The following is a 17,621-nucleotide window of genomic DNA, read 5'->3' on the forward strand; positions in this document are numbered from 1 at the left end:
AGAGATGTTATCAATGAAGCGCTATTTAGCAGCAATCATATTATTTTTTCTGGCGGCAGGATTCCCGGCTTTTGCGACATGCACTCGGATAAAGCCGGTGGATCATGGCTGCGATGCCTGCGGTGCGCCACTAAACCTCGGGAATATCGGATTGATGAATCTGCGTTATCAGCCTGCAGGTACGGTGCTGGCCCGCTCAGTCTTTCAGGTGGTACCGGCTGTCAAAAATGCCGATCCGGATCGCGTTTTGTACGAGTGTGATCTGGCGGATAAAGATCAGCTGTTTGAGGTCTTCGCCACCAATGGTGACAGTAACGTTGGCGGTGCCTGGGACATGGGCAACGGCTATTTCCAGACCTACTTTCCTTATACCGCATTAAAACTGGTTCACGTGCGCAGCGGTAAGCCTTTTACCCGTATCTGGCAAAAGGTGCCGCTCACACAGTATGAAATAAAGGGCAATAAAATCGAGATCAGGGGACGCGACTTCAGCCCCATCAGTGCGGAACTCATTCGTACAGATAAAAATAACCGCTCGCCCGGTTATAACACCTTTGGATGTTCCAGTGCTGCCGCAGATAACTACACTGGCGCGTATAATTGTAACCAGCCGAATGGCTATGTAGTGTTTATGGGGCCAGGCATGAATGTCCCCGAAGCAGGCCAGGACAGCTGGAATCATTACGATACATGGGGAACAGGTCGCTACATGGCCTTTGGAATGAATACCGCGCCGGTCGCAACCCTGACACAAAACATGACGCAGGGCTGCCGGGTAGAAAATTATACCGCAAACGTCATTTTTCCTGGCATCAGCATCAATGCTCTCAATGAAGGTCATGCTGTGACGGCACCGCTTACCATTACTCTGGCCTGTGCGAGTGAAACCGAAAATTTGTCTGGTATCAACTCAGGCCAGCTCTCTCTGGGCTTTCAGCCAAGCTACGCCGCGTGGCTGCAGGTCCAGCAGTTGGGGTTGACGTCAGGAGACGGACTTTCGCGCTACCTGGTGTCCGATCACTATGACAGCCAACCTTCGCTGGCGAAAGGCGTCGGTATTCAATTACAAACATCGAGTGGTCAGCCAGTGTCCTTTTTAAGCTGGAGCAGCTTTAGCGGTAATGCGGGCTGGCGACCGGTGCTGGAGGATGCGCAGGCTATCAGCGGCAGCCAGCAGAGTGACGAAAAGCTCTATCAGCGCAGGTTCAGTGCCCGTCTTACAAAGCTTCCCGGTCAGACCGTTACGGCTGGCCAGGTTGATGCAACAGCATCCATCCTGATTCGGCTGCAATAATATGAAAACGCTCTTTGGGTTATTTGTGTGCCTTTCGATTAACGCCCAGGCTGCGGTGATTCCGCAGCAAAGCCGACTGTTCTTCTACCCGGGCGAGGTGAAAATTCCGTTACTGCTGATCAACAGCGGCGATGCACCCGTTCTCATACAGACCTGGGTTGATGGAGGTTCACCGGAAAAATCGCCCGGCAGTAAAGCTTTTCCCTTTGTTGCACTTCCTGGCGTTTTTACGCTGAACAAAAACGAAAAAAAACAGATTGCGGTGCTACGTACCGAACTGGCCGCACACCTGCCAAACGATCGTGAATCTCTTTACTGGCTCAATCTTTACGAAATCAGCGCCGTAAAAAAAAGAACGGTACAGCAGGGCAACGATAAGATCAGCATGGCGCTGAATACCCAACTCAAGGTAATTAACCGACCGTTCAGGGAAGTGATGCCATTTGCGGCACGTGTCAACGCGGTGACCTTTTTGATCAGAGAAAAGCAGGGGCAGGCGTTCATTCATGCCACTAATGGCAGCCGCTATTTTTTCACCCCAGGCGAAATGACTATAGCAGTGGGAGGAAAACGTTACCCCGTTTATCTGGATGGTGATAAGACGCTCGCCCCGTTTTCCAGTAAAGATTATCCCCTTATTGGAAAATCGCCTCTGCCGGCGAGTCATATCCTTCTGGATTACACGGCACTGGACGATGAGGGCAACCCGCAGGCCTTCTCTGCCCGCGTTGGTACGCCGTCAGTATCATGGTAAAACAGACGTGCGGGTGCCCGTTGACAAGTTCCCGCAAGCGTCATCAGTAAACCGACGAATTTGAATAAATTGAATTAACACAAAAGCGCCTCGCGCCACTGCCGTTCTTTTGCAGCAGCTGATTTTTCCCTTTTCGATATCCGGTCATAACTGAAATAATTATGGACACCTAACGTACAACCATAAGGTCGCGCAGAAAATGGATGACAAATCAGGAATTCATGGACTTACACATTTCCCCTTCATCTGCAGGCTGCTGCCCCAACAAAGAAAGGATAAAGTATGGGGCCAGAATGCGGCGGGCTTCCTGTTCTGAATCCGCATCAATACAAAGACGGAACGGGAGAGCGGACCGGTCCTCGCGTGAGACAGCCAGAAAGCGATACTGGTACTTAGGGCGCGTCTGGATAGGTTTGTTCATAACCACAACGGTTGCTCCGGTTGACGGTCGGACAATTGGCCTGATGGCGATGGCCATACCTGCAAGCGTCACTGTTTTGAATCACATGTACTGGGTTTATGGTATCGACTCCCTGGAATAAAATCACCCCATCCCCCCTCCCGCGAAAGTCAAAAATCAGACGCACATTGCTGATTCGAACAGGACTGAAGCACTGCTGTCTGATGATGACACCGGGTGCAAATCGATGCGGATTTCCACAGCATTGCTAACACAGGCGTTAGCACATGCGTGATAATAATGACGGTATCGCACAGGCCCTAATGAATGTAAAAGGTCTTTCCAACAGTTATGTCATAGGGATCCGTCCCTTCCCGCGGGCACCCCGTTGATGGGCTCCCGCTTATTAACGGGGCTCAAGAACAGTGCCTTAATGGTGCAGCCAGCCAGTCATTCACGAATTAGCCAGATATTGTACGACGATCACCCTAATGATAATTAACCATGGGGGTGAATATCTATCTCCTGAGAGTCCGGTTATAGTCTACGGTCGTGCCGTTAAAGGTTGTTTCCACTTGCGCCGATAATGTAAGTCAGATCACCTGAACGTATAGCGTGCTACAACTCACTCTCACTCATCACTGCGGGTAGAATTTACGGCTGCAAGAGTGAGCAAACAGAATGCAGAATACGTCATTGCTCCTGCCGGAGCGTCACATAAAGAAAAATCCTCCCGCTCTTCCCATCTGGTTTTGGGGCAGCAATGCGGGTTACCGACGGCGGCACTGACGGAAATTGAGCGCGTTTAGTTTCGTCAACAAACATCGGAGACGATCATCCTGGACACTGTTATCACATCAACTTTTTCCGCTGTTTGGACCACGGACGACCAGGGCGTTTGCATTACCAGCCAGGAATACCCTGAAGGTCTGATACCCGCATTGAAAGGTGTCACGCTCAGCGCATGGCTGAAGTTTGCGCAGGCAGACGATGATGCAAAAATTGCACAGCAATTAACGGCTGCGCTTGAAGGCATTGCCCCGTTTCATATTGAAGTACCGATCCGTTGTCTCGACGGAAAAATGCGACGGGTGATTTTTTCTGGCCTTCCACATTGTCAGCCTTCGCCTGATTACTCTCATTATCAGGGGTTTATTCTGGATATAACCGGTCAGCGCAAAGCGCTTGAGGACGCACTGCGCACGGCAGCAGAATACCGCCTGTTAATTGAAAACAGTACTGACCTTATTGCCCATTGCGATGCCAGCGGCAGGTACGTATCTGTCTCACCGTCATACAGCGCAATGATGGGCTGGTCAGCAGATGAAATGAACGGGCAGCGGGTAATTGATTTTCTGCATCCTGACGATCGGGGCCCCGCGACAGAAGCACTGGAACACATCTTCAGTGGAGGTATCCTGCCAGACGTGGTGGAGGTCAGAAAACGGCATCGGGACGGTTACTATCTTACCCTTGGCACCAAAGCCTGCGGTGTCAGTAATCCGTCGACGGGCAAGAACATCGGCGCAGTGCTGGTCTCACGTGATATCACTCGCGATAAAGAGCGGATGGAAAGGCTGGAGAAAATGGCAACCCGCGACATGCTGACCGGGTTACCCAATCGTGCGTGGATCAATGCCCGAATTGAGCAGATGCTCGCACAACCCGAAGATGCAGACTACACAACCGTCCTTTTTCTTGATCTCAATGGGTTCAAGGCAGTCAATGATACGATGGGGCACGCCGCGGGCGATACGTTATTGCAGCAGGTCAGTAAGCGACTAAAGCAATGCATGCGCCCGGGCGACGCTGTGGCGCGCCTGGGAGGCGATGAGTTTGTCATAGCCGCGAGGTGCACTAACCGCAAGGCGGCATCCTCCATTGCCCAGCGTATTATTGAGAGCCTGGCAGAACCTTTCACTATCAATAAAATGGAAGTGCGCGTGGGAGCCGCAATTGGTATCAGTCTTGCGCAATTCGGCACGGCATCAGCAAAAACGTTACTGGATAACGCCGATGTCGCGATGTACCAGGCGAAAGCACGTCGTGATGGGTCTTATCAGTTTTTTGATGCTGCGCCACAGATTACGAATGTGCAGAAGTCAGACTGACATCCCTTATTCGTACCTGCCACTCAGCTCCTCTGCAGAAGAGCCCTTTCGCAACGTACAGGCAATAAGACGGCGAGAAAACGCGTTGATTTAACTACGGGGGGTCACGGTGACCTCCCGCCTCCTGTCTTAACGATGGTGGTTAACACACGCTTAAATGCACAGACAGAACCAGGATAACCCACCAGCCGGACCTGCCATGGCTGGCCCGTAATTATCACAGCATCACGTTGATATGGGGAAACGTCTGACTGGATGAACTGCATAACGGGTGAATGTTGCCATAATCATCCGACTCCCCTGTCCGGGCTGGGGCGGATAGTAGGCGTTTAATGTGACAGGTGGGAGTGAAAATCTTCAGCGTAAAAACAGGCAGCGCAAAAAAAACCCGCGCTGAGCGGGCTGTAAAGAGAGTACTGAAGGTCCATCATGCTTATCACTGCGGCATGGTATCTGAATAATAGTTCAGGCATGAAAACTGTCCAGCTCTATCCCCGAATACCGCCATGCCGGAGATTGCCAGGGACTCTCCATTATTTACGATTTTTCATACGTCCCGCTTTTCTCTCTGGGGCAAAACACTCAAATAAATGCTGCGTTTTAAACGGTAACTCAGGTTTAGACATTCGCTGTATGCTGGACCGGTCGTTTGTCCGTTATCTGTCCATCGCGACGACATCATTTATGTTCATATCCCTCTCAGCTATGATGATTCCTCTCCTCCGTTTTAATAATCTGCCTGCCGTAGTACACGCCGGATTTTGCTCTCCAGACGCATCAGCCACTGAAGGATTAAACGCAGATTCAGGGCACATTGGGGTAAATGGGATGACGGTCAGAAATCAAATTTTCTCTAGCTTTCAGTTTTTACTTTCATGAACTGATCGCAGGCAAACGGCACTAACCTTCCGGGACAAAGGCTTTATGGCCGGTATGCTCCTGAATCTGGCAACGTGTATTACGCCTTGCAGTGAGGGGGACTGGAGGCAAAAAAGGCCCGCCAGGGGCCGAAGTGGGGTGAAACATATTTTTGCTTTCACCGTTAATATTTGCTGCGTTGTTTATTTTGACAAGCGTAAGCGGTAAAAAAATGCGATTAGACGTTCACTTTGTCATGCTGAGTACCGTCAGTTACGTTCAGCCCAGGTCAACATCGCATAACTCTTCCCTGAGGTGCCTTATGCCGGGTCATCACATTTGCAAGCGCACAGCACCAGATGGTGGAAGCCATACAAAAATATTGCAACGGGTTCCGCGCGGTACGGGACAGTAATTGTTTGGCTATAACCTGACGCATGATTGCTCAGGTCTCTGAGGTCGTTACCGTACACCCTATTCTCACAACCGCACTAATCTGCAAGAGATCAATACCTCAGTGTCACATCCGGGTTGTGAGCGCGACGTAAATCGTAAGCCCCTGCCAGAGAAGTTGTGAAGTCATGCCCCCTCCCGGATATGAGATGGTCTGTGTCTATCCTGTAGGCAGTCCAGTCAGACCCACTGTTTATTGAAGTCTGCCGGTGAGTAGGCAGGAAAATCAGTATACCCCTGACCGTCACCGCCAAAGAAAGCATCACGGTTGTACGCAGCGAGAGGAAAAGCGTTTCTTATACGCTCTGGCAGGTCCGGATTGGAGGTAAAGAGACGACCAAAAGCAATCAGGTCGGCCTCACCTTTTTGCAGCGTAATTCCGGCATCCTCTGGTTTAAAGCCGCCCGCCGCAATAATTTTCCCCTGATAAAATGCGCGCAAATCGCGGCTGGCTACCGGCTCTGCATAATAGCCCGCCTCCCTGTCTTCCGGCCCCACGATGCGGGGTTCGATAACATGCAGATAGGCCAGGTCAAACACGTTCAGCTGCCCGACCAGATAACGGAAAGTAGCTGTCGGATCGCTGTCATGCATATCACCGTATATCCCGCTGGGAGAAATGCGCACAGCAACGCGCCCCGGCCCCCAGACATCAGTCAGGACGCTAACGGACTCAAGCAGAAAACGCGCACGGTTTTCAAGGGAGCCGCCATAACTGTCATTGCGCTGATTGCTGCCATCCAGCAGAAACTGTTCAGGTAAGTAACCGTTGGCGGCATGGAGCTCAACGCCATCGAATCCTGCGGTTCTGGCCCGAATGGCTGCCTGCCGCAACTCCACCATGAGATCATGAATTTCATCCAGTTCCAGAGCGCGAGGAACGGGAAAAAGCTTACCCTCATAGGATCCCAATTCATTTTTCACCACGCCATAAGTATCTCTGGCGATGAGCGCTGAAGGCGCGACGGGCTGACGTCCCGCTGACAGTTCAGGCAGGGACTGGCGACCCGGGTGCCACAACTGCAGTACAATCTGAGCGCCTCTGGCATGCACGGCTTCCACCAGACGCTGCCATCCAGCCTGTTGCTCGTCAGTAAAGATACCCGGTGCATCTTCGTAGGCATTCGCATAGGGCGAAACCGCCGTGGCCTCAGCGATAAGGAGCCCTCCGAGACTCGCTCGCTGGCGGTAATATTCTTTCATCAACTTGCCGGGAACACCGCCCGGTTCGGTCCTCATGCGCGTGGTGGGCGCCATAACGACGCGATGGTTCAGATGCAGTTTTCCTGCAGTCACAGGTGAGAATAAAGGGTTCATTAAATCTACCTCACGTTGAGCCAGAGCACACATGGGGGCCCTGGCGCAATATCAAATGAATTCAGTAATGCCAAATCTGAGTCAATATCCGACAGGCTTACTGCCGGGCCAGTGTGTGGGCAACCTGCGCGGCACTGATACCTTCCAGCGCCAGGCCATAACCCAGCCCCTCATCTACCAGACGCTTAAGACGCTGAGTCAGTGCAATCCGGGTGTAGCGCGAGGTCAGTGACGGAAGTGCAGCAATCCCGTCGGCAATTTCGTGAGCGCGGGCCAGCAGCTTATCAGCGGGCACAATTTCATTTACTACGCCCCAGTCTTTCGCCGTTTCCGCATCAAGCACCTGGCGGGTCAGCAAAAAGTGGCGGCCCCGGAGCGAGCCGATGACTTCTGGCCACAGAATGTGCACGCCGTCACCGGGGACGATCCCGAATTCGAAATGCGGTTTATCCTGAAAAACGGTTTCCGGGGTGGCCAGAATGGTATCCGTCAGCAGGGCATATTCGCTGTGAAGCAGCACCGGGCCGTTTAGCGCGGTAATCATCGGAACTTCGATATCCAGAATGTTGTTCAGCACCTTTCTGCCTTCGCGCAGAATTTTGTCGAAACCTGCCGGGGTGAAGAAATCAAATCCTTCCGGACTGATCGCGTCCATAAAGGCATCACCCGAACCGGTCAGGATCACTGCGCGGTTTTCACGGTCTTCGCCGATGGCATGGAAGAGCTCGACGAACTGCTCGTGGGTATGGCCATCGAAAACCAGTTTTTCACCGGCAGTATGGAATGTTACCTCCAGTACGCCATTGGGTTTACGGATCAGGCGGGCATTAGGAAAAGCATTTCGATAAGTTTCAAACGTAGACATGGTGGCGATCCTTGTTGTTACCAGTCCGGAGTGGCTGGCCATGAAACAACCATATTCCATTCCAGTAACATTGGGATCGCTTATAAATCAGATAACAGCTATTCCTGAATGGAATATCATGGTCTACCCTCCTCCCATAATGGTTTCAACAAAACCAGCAAACTGCCGGGCTTTGGCACTCGCCAGACGTCCGTTAGGGAATACGGCCCACAGGTCGATGTCAGGCAGTTGCCATGACGTCAGCACCTTCTGAACGGTTCCGTTTCTTAATTCCTCGGCAAACATCCAGTCGGAGGCAATACACAACCCCATATGGCTCAGCACGGCAGCTCGCTGACCTTCAGCGGCGCTGACGCGGATGCGACCGCTCACGGCGGTGGACACAACGGCACCCTGCCGGGTGAATGACCAGAGGCTGGGCTGTGGGTTATAGAGAATTGCCTGATGTTCTGCGAGTTCAGCCGGCGTTTTCGGCTCTCCCCTTTCTGAGAGATATTCCGGCGTGGCAATCACTGAGCGGGGTCCTGTTGCCAGCTTTCTGGCGACGACACCTGAGTCGGGCAGATTTCCCATGCGCAGTGAGATATCAATACCTTCAGCAATCAGGTCGATCACTCGGTCATCCAGGATCACGTCCACATCCAGCTCCGGATGCTCATCAAGGAACGCCGGGAGGCGGGGAATGATATGCAGCCGTGCAAAAGTGGTTGCGGCTGAAATCCGCAGCTTTCCGGACAGGCCTTTTCCTGCTCCCCGGGCGGCCAGTTCAGCCTCTTCGGCTTCCTGCAGGGCGGCCCGCGCACGTTCATAATAGCGCTGCCCGGCCTCAGTGGGCGTCAGGCCGTGGGTTGATCGGGTCAGCAAACGGGTCTGTAATCGCGACTCCAGCTGAGCAACAATTTTGGAGACCGCAGGCTGGCCCACGTTTAGCTGTCTGGCAGCTGCAGAGAAGGAGCCCGTATCCACAACCCGAACGAAAGTGGCCATTGCCTGAAAGCGATCCATTTTATTCCTCTGAAGAATAGATGTTATCCGTATAGCATATCTACCATTCCTGTCTCATGCCAGCCATTATCATTTTCAGCTTGCCGGGGCTGGCCCGGCAAACATCTCAGCAGGAAATGACCATGATTGATATTTATGCTTTCGCCACGCCTAACAGCATCAAGGTGCCTGTCGCGCTCGAAGAACTCGGTCTTGAATATGTTTTACACCCGGTGAACGTTCGTAAAGGGGAACAGAAGTCAGCTGAATTTCTGGCCTTAAACCCCAACGGCAAAGTCCCTGTGCTTGTTGATACTGACGCCTTATCTGAGCCGCTGGTATTGACGGAGTCGGCCGCCATCCTTATCTATCTTGCTGAAAAAACGGGGAAGCTTTTACCGGCTTCAGGCCCGGCCAGGTCTCGGGTGTTTGAGCAGCTGTTCTTTCATGCTTCAGGGCTGGGACCGGCATTCGGTCAGGCAGGTTTTTTCCAGCGTCAGGCATCCGAACCACAGCCGCTGGCAATTCAGCGTTTCACTACTGAAGCAGACCGCACCCTCAAGGTGCTGGATACCCTTCTGGCTGACCGCCAGTTTGTTGCCGGAAAGGAATACAGCATTGCTGATATTGCGCACTTCGGCTGGCTGTGGCGTCGGGAGTTTGCCGGGGTGAGTTTTGAAAACACACCCAATGTGGCTCGCTGGTTTGATGAAATGATTAACCGGCCCGCCGTACAGCGCGCCACAGAACGTATTAACGCGCTTGTCCCCCGGTAACTGACTGTTGTAAAGCCGCCCGAAAATAAAGAGATCACCCTAAATAACTTTTCAGAGAAATATCATGATGCTGCAGGCAAAGCTTGACGCTTTTAAGGCGGATTTTGAAGCAGGTAAGCCCCCCTATAATATCCCTCAACCGGTGGCGGAAATTATGCGCCGCGCGACGGATGAACTGATTCAGTCCGGCGCAGCTGCGCATGCGCTGAAGGCGGGAGATAAGGCGCCTCTGTTTACGTTAAACGATCCGCAGGGCCATGCCGTTTCCTCTGCAGGATTGCTGTCAAAAGGTCCACTTGTGTTGAGTTTTTACCGTGGAGTCTGGTGCCCTTATTGCAATATGGAACTGCAGGCGCTTAATGAAGCGCTTCCCGCATTTCAGGCGCTGGGCGCAGCGCTTGTCGCCGTCTCCCCCCAGACGACGGCTAACAGCCGTAAATCCATGCGTCACAATAACCTCAGCTTTCCGATTCTGTCTGACCCACACAACAGCGTGGCGGATGCCTTTGGGCTGCGTTTTAACCTGCCGGATTATCTGATTGAACTGTACAAAGGACTGAAGAACGACCTGCCTCTTTTCAACGGAGATGAGAGCTGGACGCTTCCTATGCCTGCCCGCTATGTCATCGATCAGAAAGGCACGATTATTTATGCTGAAGTGAATCCCGACTATACGCGCCGGCCGGAGCCGGAAGAGATGCTGCCCTCACTGCGTCGCATGCGCAGCATGTGAAATCATCGTGACCTCTTGCAAAAAAATGCCGGAGCGAATTAACAGGAGTCAAAAATGAAGAGAACATTTTTAATCACAGGCGCCAGCAAAGGCATCGGGCTGGCGCTTGCCCGCCGTCTCGCCAGGGCAGGTCATGAGGTGGTCGGTATAGCACGAGGTTCCCGGGACGATTTCCCTGGCACCTTAATCAGCGCAGATCTTTCCAACGCCAGACAGACACAACAGACTTTCGAAGAGTTAAGTCAGCGATTCGCATTTGACGGGATCGTCAACAATGTGGGTCTGGTTAAACCTCAGCGTCTCGGCGACATAGATTTAGCGACTTTCGAAGACGTTATACGCGTCAATCTCTATCCCGCTGTACAGGGAACACAGGCCATTCTCGCCGGCATGAAAGACCGGGGCTGGGGGCGAATCATTAATATTTCCAGCCTGACGGTGCTTGGCAGTGTTGAACGGACAGCTTATGCCGCTGCAAAAGCGTCTCTGATCAGCTTCACCCGTAACTGGGCACTGGAACTCGCTCAGACAGGTATTACGGTGAATGCGGTGGCGCCGGGGCCGACTGAAACGGAGCTTTTTCGGGCGAATAACCCGCCAGGCAGCGCAGGTGAAGAGCGCTATCTCAGGGGAGTGCCAATGAGGCGATTTGGCAAGCCAGACGAAATTGCGGCTACTGTTGCTTTTCTGATGTCAAAGGATGCCGGCTTTATAACCGGCCAGACCCTATATGTCGATGGCGGGGCATCAGTGGGTCAGCAGCTCTTTTAACGCGACAGTCATAAGGATTGAGTTTACTAAAACGCTTAAGGTGAGAAATGGCACCTGAAACTTTAGACGTTGCCGTTCACATCAGTCTCTAAGCGGGCTGACACCTAAGGCCTCTGATATTCGTAAAATTCAGAGCAGCAACGTTTTTCAAACGCACGAAAAAAAAGAATAGTGGTTTAAGTGTTCACCTGTTCACCTTTGCTGTTTTTATATTATTTATCAATAAATTAAATGGTGACGACTTTGAGTAATAGTATTCACCAGGTGTTCACCCTGGTGGTCACCCTGGGAGGCTTAAAGGTGAACAGGTGAACACCTGGTGAATACTTAAAGAAAAAGTATTCACCCCTTATACTTATGATAAATAGTCATTTTTTTGCAAGGTGAACACTGATGAACACTTTTTTAATTAACTTAATTTTTCTCCTGTTTTATCAATGCAACAAGGCAACCATTCTTCAGCCTCGGGTGTAAGCAGCAGGTTTGACCGCATGCCCTGCTTTGTCCTTTTCTTCTCATACAGTTTTCCATGTTCGGCAAGGGCGCCAGGCATGTCTGTGCCAAACCGCATGAGCGATACCGGCTTGCTCAGCGCGTTCGCCCGCATGTAAGCCATGTAGGCGTGATAGAGATAGCGACGCGGGCTGAACGGAACAATTTCTGCGTTGCCGATAAACATGCCGTCACACTGCGATGAAGCCGTCAGGTAACCGCAGAAATCCACCAGCGAATCGCACTCGCGCTTGATGGTCAGGGCCTCCTCAGACGTCTGCTGTTCAGACAGCAGCTGACGCGCCTCCTGCTGGTCCGTAAAGCGGGTAAGAAGGTGGCGGATGATGACCGGCAGCTCAGCCTCTATCTTTGCCGTCATCAGCGGATCGCGTTCGTCTTCCGGGATGACCCGTGAAAAGTTAAAAATGACCCGGCGCCGCGATATGCCCCCGCTGCGATCGCTGAAGGTCATGGCGTTATTGTTGACGGCCAGAATGACGGCCGGGATGCGCGTGGAGTACGGTGGCTTATGCTTGGGGTCGATCGCCACCTTGTCCCCGCCCGTAATGGCCTTGATGCCGGCACCGTCACCGGCATAGCGGGTCATGTCCGGCATGATGATGAGCGAGTACCCCACGATGAGCGCGCGCTCACGCGGGTTCTCCAGCGCGGCCATGCTGGCTGAGACGGTGTTGCCCTTACCCGCCAGCATGGTGCAGATTTCGGCCATCACGCTTTTCCCGCTTCCCCCCGCCCCCGTGACCTCAAGGAACAGCTGCCAGTCGTAGCGGTTGGCCATCACCATATAGAGGGCGGCCAGTATCCGGTCGGCCTTGCGCGGATGATGCCCGGCGCACCCGTTCAGCCACTGGTGAAAAACAGGCGCGTGCCCGGCCAGCGTCTCGTTCTGCACCGCCGCCGTGAAGGTGACGTCGCTGGCGATAAGCAGCCAGTCACCGGGGTCGTGCGGACGGAAAATCCCCTGCCGGGTGTCAAACACCCCGTTACGGAAACCGATAAGATGGCGGGACGTCACGCCCATCACCGGCAGGCTCAGCTTCATGGCGTCGACGGCATTCTTCATGGCCGGCATGGAGTAGGCCGTTTCGCTGTCAATAAAAATGGCCGCCATCTGGCGCGCCAGCGCCCGGTCGCTCAGCGGCTGCCAGACGATGCCGTTATAGTGATGCACCACGTCTGAATCAGCATCCAGCGCCAGCTGCCCGCTGTAATGCTCAAGAAGCACCCCGCCGCGCTGGCTGGGCCCCATCTGGGAAAGGGACAGCCCCGCCTGGCGGGGAGCTGCCGGCTGCTCTTTACCGGCGGGAAAAAGGCGGTTGATACGTTCTGAATCACACAGCAGCGCCTTAACGGCCTCCCCGCCCGTGTAACCGGCAATCAGGTTCATCCGCGTCTGACGCTGCTTCTTTGCGTCTGTCTGGCAGAAGCCTGCCTCACACAGGGCTTCATAGCTCATGCCGCTGCCCGGCACAAAGTCTTTCATTTTCTGCGCCAGCCGGCCGTAGCAGGAATGTTTATCGCGGTGCCGTGAAGCGGCCTCACGGGCCGCTTTTTTATCAACGGGATGACCGTTCACCCACAGGTAGATGCAGGTGAACAGCGCGTCAGACAGGGTTTCCGTTTCCGTCACGCTCATTTCGGTATCCCTCCGCTCATCTGGAACCTGCCAATCAGCGGGTGGTACCAGTACGCCGAGCCGTACTTCCTTTTGGCCGCACGCAGCACCAGACGGGCCGCTTCACGGAATTTCTCGTCCGGCACCATGTAGCCTCCGGCCCTGTGCCGCACCAGCATCACGCCGGCGTTTTTTGCCAGCTCCTCCGCCTTTTTGGTCGAGATGCCAAACTCCGCCGCCAGCGTGCTGACCGGCGCCATGCCGGGCGGAATGGTACCGCCCTGTGAATCCACCAGCGCGTTCAGGCTGGCCTCCAGCTCCCCGACGCGCGCAGTGAGCGCCTCAACCCGGCCAGCCAGCTCGTTAAACTTCACGTTACTGATCATGGTGCTTTACTCCGTCAGCCCTGAGCGCGCGGTAGATCTCAAAGTTGATGTCACAGGCCAGGCTGATAAGGTGACGCAGCTGGGGCGAGCACTCCTGACAGGCCTTGTCCATAATCACCTCAAACAGCGAGGTGGCCATCTCGGCCTGGAATTCAGCCTGATCTAAATCCATGGGCTCACGCATTTTGGACCTCCTGAACGGGCAGCGGGTCCGCGGGGGAGAGGGTAAGGCAGCGGACAGCCTGCTCTGAGCCGGCGCCGGTGCAGAGACGGGACGGGGGTACAGACCGGTCCTGACGCGAAACGGTCAGGAAGCGATACTGATATTTAGGGCGAGTTTGGGTATGCTTGTTAATAGCCATAACTGTTACTCCAACTAACGGTTTGGTGAGAAGCCCGGTTAGTGATCCACCACTGCCGGGCTTCGTTGTAATGACATTACTTTCGATATAACATGTAATGACACATAAATTATAGTAGTTAGGTGTAATTATCATGTCAACACAGAAGGACACGCGTAGGGGCAGCCAGCCTTTCCAGTTAAGGCTCGATAGTGATTTACGCTCAGCAATGGAAAAAGCACAAAAACAGGACGGCGACGAATCTTTAGCAGCCTGGATGAAGCGCATCATTCGCAAAGAGCTCCAGTCCAGAGGTATAGAAACCAAAGGCTGACCAGTTCTGGCAGCTGCCTTGATAACTGCAATGTTCTCTGTTGTGTCCTCCGGAGCCGCCTTATGGCTGGATGAAGGGTGAGTCTGGGCACTGCCAGTCAAGGCAGTCATTTTTTTACCAATCATTTCTTTTGCTCCAAATCAGTCTTTAATCAGAGCCGCCGCGACAGCGAGGGTGATAGTGCAATTAATTCATCGCAAGAGCGCGCAAGTTATTTTCATTCTGATTTAGAAGAGGCTTTGCATGCATTTGCGCTCCCGTTGTGTTGGGTTTTATCGGCGTTTAAAGATGGTGTAGCTGAGCGTGACGCATTGATGCGCTCTTCAATCCACGCATCGATCTCGCTTTCGATAAACGCAATCGCGCGGGCGCCAATTTTGACTGGCAAAGGGAAACGTTTTTCACTCATCAGGCGATACAGCCAGGCTTTGCTGTAGCCCGTGCGACGCTGAACTTCTGACAGGCGGATAAGTGATTCAGACATAGTGACTTCCTGATTCCTCGTGTGGTTTACAGGACTATTTCAGCAAGAAAAGAGAGGGAGATGTGGAAGCAGAGGTGAAATAACTGGAAATGGAAACAAGCAAACTGGAAGTGTTCTGCTGGTATTCCCGAAGTGAAAGCCGATTTGGAAGTCTGCATAAACAGTTTTGGAAGTCTCTCCGGCTTGATGAGTCGAAACTGGAAGTGTTCAGGGTTCTGTTTTAACAATATGGCTTTCCAGCGCCGCTCTGAGTAAATCTGTCATCGCTTTACTGGTTATCTCTGTCCCTTTTCCATAGTCATTGATCGCCTTTCTCGCGGCTTCAACGACTGCACTCTTGTTCAGTCTGGCCCCTCTCAAATAACGACCGCCGGATTGTTCAAGGGCTACAGCCAGACCAGCAATCATCATCAACGCCGTTTCCTTACCAGCGAAACGCCCCCATTTCACAGGCTCAGCGGCCAGAGCAGTTATAGCTTCGTCAGCCGACAGGGGATCGGCTGATGTATTATCCGCCCCTTTACGACTCAGTTTCTTATATTGCTCGTAGAGCTTAATCGCAGCAGAGAGACCGTCGGAGAATTCGACGGGAACAGCCATGTCATTATGGAGCAGAAAAAGGATCAGCTCTGTTTTTTTGAAATAGAACCCTTCGTATATCTGGAACCCGTCCACCAGATAAATATCGGGACCAAACCCAGCGGATGCCTGAGGAAACTTACACCCGCTCGCAATTTTGCTGAGAAATTTTAAACTTTTATTTTCCAGGTCTTTATCGGATGTAAAGCCCTGGTCACGCGAATAGCGGTAAAAGCGAAACTCACACAGGTTATGAGGATAATCACCTTTAAAGGCTCGCATAGCCCGCACCATTAACAGTGCACCCTCACACATTGTGCGTTTGCTGGCTTCAGCAATAACCTCAATGGCATCCGTGAAATGCACGGCTTCAGCGTGTTCTTTATCCAGTTCTTCGAAGTTAATCTTTTGCATATGACGCACAGCATTCGTCAGCGATAGTGAGTAGATGAGGGGGCAGATGTTCAAACGTTTTCTGATTTCAGCCACCACACTGTCTGGCTGTTTTTTGTTCTTATAAAGTCTACTATCGTCTACTCAATGGGTCTACGGGTTCGTTCAGAGCCAGCCATCCGTACTCTGAGGCATGCCTGCCGGAATTCGAGCTGTTGCCTTTTCCTGCGATTCGAGAAAGTCGGCATACCACTGAAGCATTGCCCGGCGCCCCTCCAGATACTGGGCATGGTTATAGACCCCCCGGATAGTATTTTTATCAGCATGAGCCAACTGCGTTTCAATCCACGCCGTGTTGTAGCCCCGCTCATGAAGAATCGTGCTCATGGTGTGACGGAAGCCGTGCCCGGTGGCTTTTCCGTGATAACCGATGCGCTTGATCACCTGATTGATACTGGCTTCGCTCATTGTTTTTCCTGCGTCATTACGCCCGGGAAAAACAAAGCGACCGCGCCCGGTCAGCTGTTTTAGCTCTTCAAGCAAAGCCAGCGCCTGACTGGACAGCGGAACGATATGCGGGCGACGCATCTTCATTCGCGCCGCCGGAATCTGCCACAGGGCTTTATCCGGATCGAATTCAGCCCATTCAGCCGCCCGTAATTCAATCGTGCGCGTGCCGGTCAGCATCAGCAGCCTTGTGGCATACTGCGTCACTCTGCTGCCTGTATAGCCGCTGAGCGCGCGCAGGAAGTCACCTAACTGGTCAGCGGTGAGATGAGGGAAATGCTTTTGCTTTGGCGCTTTCAGTGCGCCGGCGAGATCGGTAACCGGATTCTGTTCTGCCCTGCCGGTAATCACTGCATAGGTGAAAATCTGTCGGCATGCCTGCCGGGTTTTCTTCAGCTTATCCAGAACGCCACGCTGTTCCATCTTACGCAGTACGGAAAGCATGTCGGTCGTTTTGATTTCAGTAATGGCACGCCTGCCAATCCAGGGGAAAACATCTTTGCGCAGATATTCGAGAATGTCGTCCGCATAGCCCTGAGACCAGCCCTCACGCTTGTGCGCATGCCACTCCAGAGCCAGCTCTTCGAAACTGTTGGTGACAGCTACACGCTGTGCCTGCTTTTCAGCCTGCTTTACCTCACCCGGATCCTGTCCTGCAGCGAGCAGGCGCTTCGCCTCGTCACGTTTTGCCCGGGCATCAGCAAGAGAGACCTCAGGATATACCCCCAGTGATAACAGTTTTTCTTTGCCTGAGAATCGGTACTTCAGTCGCCAGTAACGTGAGCCGCCGGGATGAACGAGCAAATATAACCCACCGCCATCGGACAGTTTGTAGGGTTTATCTTTGGGTCTGGCAGCGCTGACCTGACGGGCGTTTAGCTTCATTTTGGGGGTATCTCATTTCATTGAACGGGAGATACCCCCAAATGTACCCCCAGAATGATGTAGATTCCAGCAGATAAGGCTATGCCTCAGCAGACGCTGATTTAGATAAGATGCTTGTTTTTAAGGGATTTTGTAGACTTCAGGAGAGGTTAAAAGAAGATAGAATGGCACGCCCTACAGGATTCGAACCTGTGACCTACGGCTTAGAAGGCCGGTGCTCTATCCAGCTGAGCTAAGGGCGCATAGAAGATGCGTCGGATTATACGTC

At 52.8% G+C, this 17,621-nt stretch carries 16 protein-coding genes, 1 tRNA gene and 1 pseudogene; 7 read left to right on the forward strand and 11 right to left on the reverse strand.

The window, feature by feature from the left end; translation table 11 throughout:
- The first annotated feature begins 13 nt into the window (after positions 1–13).
- Positions 14–1,294, forward strand: coding sequence for a fimbrial protein (locus MXF20_RS15655; protein ID WP_325970195.1), 1,281 nt, complete (start codon positions 14–16; stop codon positions 1,292–1,294).
- A 1-nt stretch (position 1,295) separates the two neighbouring features.
- Positions 1,296–2,048, forward strand: a complete 753-nt coding sequence (locus MXF20_RS15660; protein WP_325970196.1) for a molecular chaperone — start codon at positions 1,296–1,298, stop codon at positions 2,046–2,048.
- 211 nt (positions 2,049–2,259) lie between these two features.
- Here the strand turns inward: MXF20_RS15660 and MXF20_RS15665 are convergent, their stop codons facing one another.
- Positions 2,260–2,526 carry a host cell division inhibitor Icd-like protein gene (locus MXF20_RS15665; protein ID WP_325970197.1) on the reverse strand — a complete coding sequence of 89 codons (267 nt, stop codon included), beginning with the start codon at positions 2,524–2,526 and terminating at the stop codon, positions 2,260–2,262.
- Positions 2,527–3,287: 761 nt separating this feature from the next.
- Here MXF20_RS15665 and MXF20_RS15670 point away from each other — a divergent pair.
- Positions 3,288–4,559 carry a sensor domain-containing diguanylate cyclase gene (locus tag MXF20_RS15670; protein ID WP_141497180.1) on the forward strand — a complete coding sequence of 424 codons (1,272 nt, stop codon included), beginning with the start codon at positions 3,288–3,290 and terminating at the stop codon, positions 4,557–4,559.
- Between the two features lie 1,491 nt (positions 4,560–6,050).
- Here MXF20_RS15670 and MXF20_RS15675 read toward each other — a convergent pair.
- The 3 genes from MXF20_RS15675 to MXF20_RS15685 form a co-directional block, all read right to left on the reverse strand.
- On the reverse strand, positions 6,051–7,187 hold the full coding sequence (locus tag MXF20_RS15675; RefSeq protein ID WP_325970199.1) for an alkene reductase: 1,137 nt from the start codon (positions 7,185–7,187) through the stop codon (positions 6,051–6,053).
- 97 nt (positions 7,188–7,284) lie between these two features.
- Positions 7,285–8,052, reverse strand: coding sequence for an enoyl-CoA hydratase/isomerase family protein (locus MXF20_RS15680; protein WP_325970201.1), 768 nt, complete (start codon positions 8,050–8,052; stop codon positions 7,285–7,287).
- A gap of 123 nt (positions 8,053–8,175) precedes the next feature.
- Positions 8,176–9,057, reverse strand: a complete 882-nt coding sequence (locus MXF20_RS15685; RefSeq protein WP_325970203.1) for a LysR family transcriptional regulator — start codon at positions 9,055–9,057, stop codon at positions 8,176–8,178.
- A 122-nt stretch (positions 9,058–9,179) separates the two neighbouring features.
- Here MXF20_RS15685 and MXF20_RS15690 point away from each other — a divergent pair, with 122 nt between their 5' ends.
- From MXF20_RS15690 to MXF20_RS15700, 3 genes are all read left to right on the forward strand, one after another.
- Positions 9,180–9,812, forward strand: coding sequence for a glutathione S-transferase family protein (locus MXF20_RS15690; RefSeq protein ID WP_325970204.1), 633 nt, complete (start codon positions 9,180–9,182; stop codon positions 9,810–9,812).
- A gap of 64 nt (positions 9,813–9,876) precedes the next feature.
- A complete protein-coding gene (locus tag MXF20_RS15695) occupies positions 9,877–10,545 on the forward strand; it encodes a peroxiredoxin-like family protein (protein ID WP_325970205.1) in 669 nt (222 codons plus the stop codon).
- A 54-nt stretch (positions 10,546–10,599) separates the two neighbouring features.
- Positions 10,600–11,316, forward strand: a complete 717-nt coding sequence (locus MXF20_RS15700) for an SDR family oxidoreductase (RefSeq protein WP_141497201.1) — start codon at positions 10,600–10,602, stop codon at positions 11,314–11,316.
- Between the two features lie 409 nt (positions 11,317–11,725).
- Here the strand turns inward: MXF20_RS15700 and MXF20_RS15705 are convergent, their stop codons facing one another.
- Genes MXF20_RS15705 through MXF20_RS15715 form a run of 3 tightly spaced genes read right to left on the reverse strand, consistent with a single transcriptional unit; the run spans position 11,726 to position 14,014 of the window.
- Entirely contained in the window at positions 11,726–13,465 is a 1,740-nt protein-coding gene (locus MXF20_RS15705) for a DNA primase family protein (protein ID WP_325970208.1), read from the reverse strand.
- Positions 13,462–13,830, reverse strand: a complete 369-nt coding sequence (locus MXF20_RS15710) for a hypothetical protein (protein ID WP_325970210.1) — start codon at positions 13,828–13,830, stop codon at positions 13,462–13,464. The genes MXF20_RS15705 and MXF20_RS15710 overlap by 4 nt, the downstream gene beginning before the upstream one ends.
- Complete coding sequence (locus MXF20_RS15715) at positions 13,820–14,014, reverse strand: hypothetical protein (protein ID WP_325970211.1); 195 nt, start codon at positions 14,012–14,014, stop codon at positions 13,820–13,822. Before MXF20_RS15715 ends, MXF20_RS15710 begins: the two co-directional genes overlap by 11 nt.
- A 311-nt stretch (positions 14,015–14,325) precedes the next feature.
- Here MXF20_RS15715 and MXF20_RS15720 point away from each other — a divergent pair, with 311 nt between their 5' ends.
- Entirely contained in the window at positions 14,326–14,505 is a 180-nt protein-coding gene (locus MXF20_RS15720) for a hypothetical protein (protein WP_325970213.1), read from the forward strand.
- 301 nt (positions 14,506–14,806) lie between these two features.
- Here MXF20_RS15720 and MXF20_RS15725 read toward each other — a convergent pair.
- The 4 genes and pseudogenes from MXF20_RS15725 to MXF20_RS15740 all read right to left on the reverse strand — a co-directional run.
- A pseudogene (locus tag MXF20_RS15725) lies at positions 14,807–14,989 on the reverse strand (helix-turn-helix transcriptional regulator); the annotation flags it as partial.
- Between the two features lie 207 nt (positions 14,990–15,196).
- Positions 15,197–16,057 carry a hypothetical protein gene (locus tag MXF20_RS15730; protein ID WP_325970215.1) on the reverse strand — a complete coding sequence of 287 codons (861 nt, stop codon included), beginning with the start codon at positions 16,055–16,057 and terminating at the stop codon, positions 15,197–15,199.
- 69 nt (positions 16,058–16,126) lie between these two features.
- A complete protein-coding gene (locus MXF20_RS15735; RefSeq protein ID WP_325970217.1) occupies positions 16,127–17,353 on the reverse strand; it encodes a tyrosine-type recombinase/integrase in 1,227 nt (408 codons plus the stop codon).
- A gap of 165 nt (positions 17,354–17,518) precedes the next feature.
- Positions 17,519–17,595: transfer RNA gene (locus tag MXF20_RS15740), tRNA-Arg, on the reverse strand.
- Positions 17,596–17,621: the final 26 nt, after the last annotated feature.

Source organism: Pantoea dispersa (genome assembly GCF_035783935.1).
Lineage (GTDB): Bacteria > Pseudomonadota > Gammaproteobacteria > Enterobacterales > Enterobacteriaceae > Pantoea > Pantoea dispersa_C.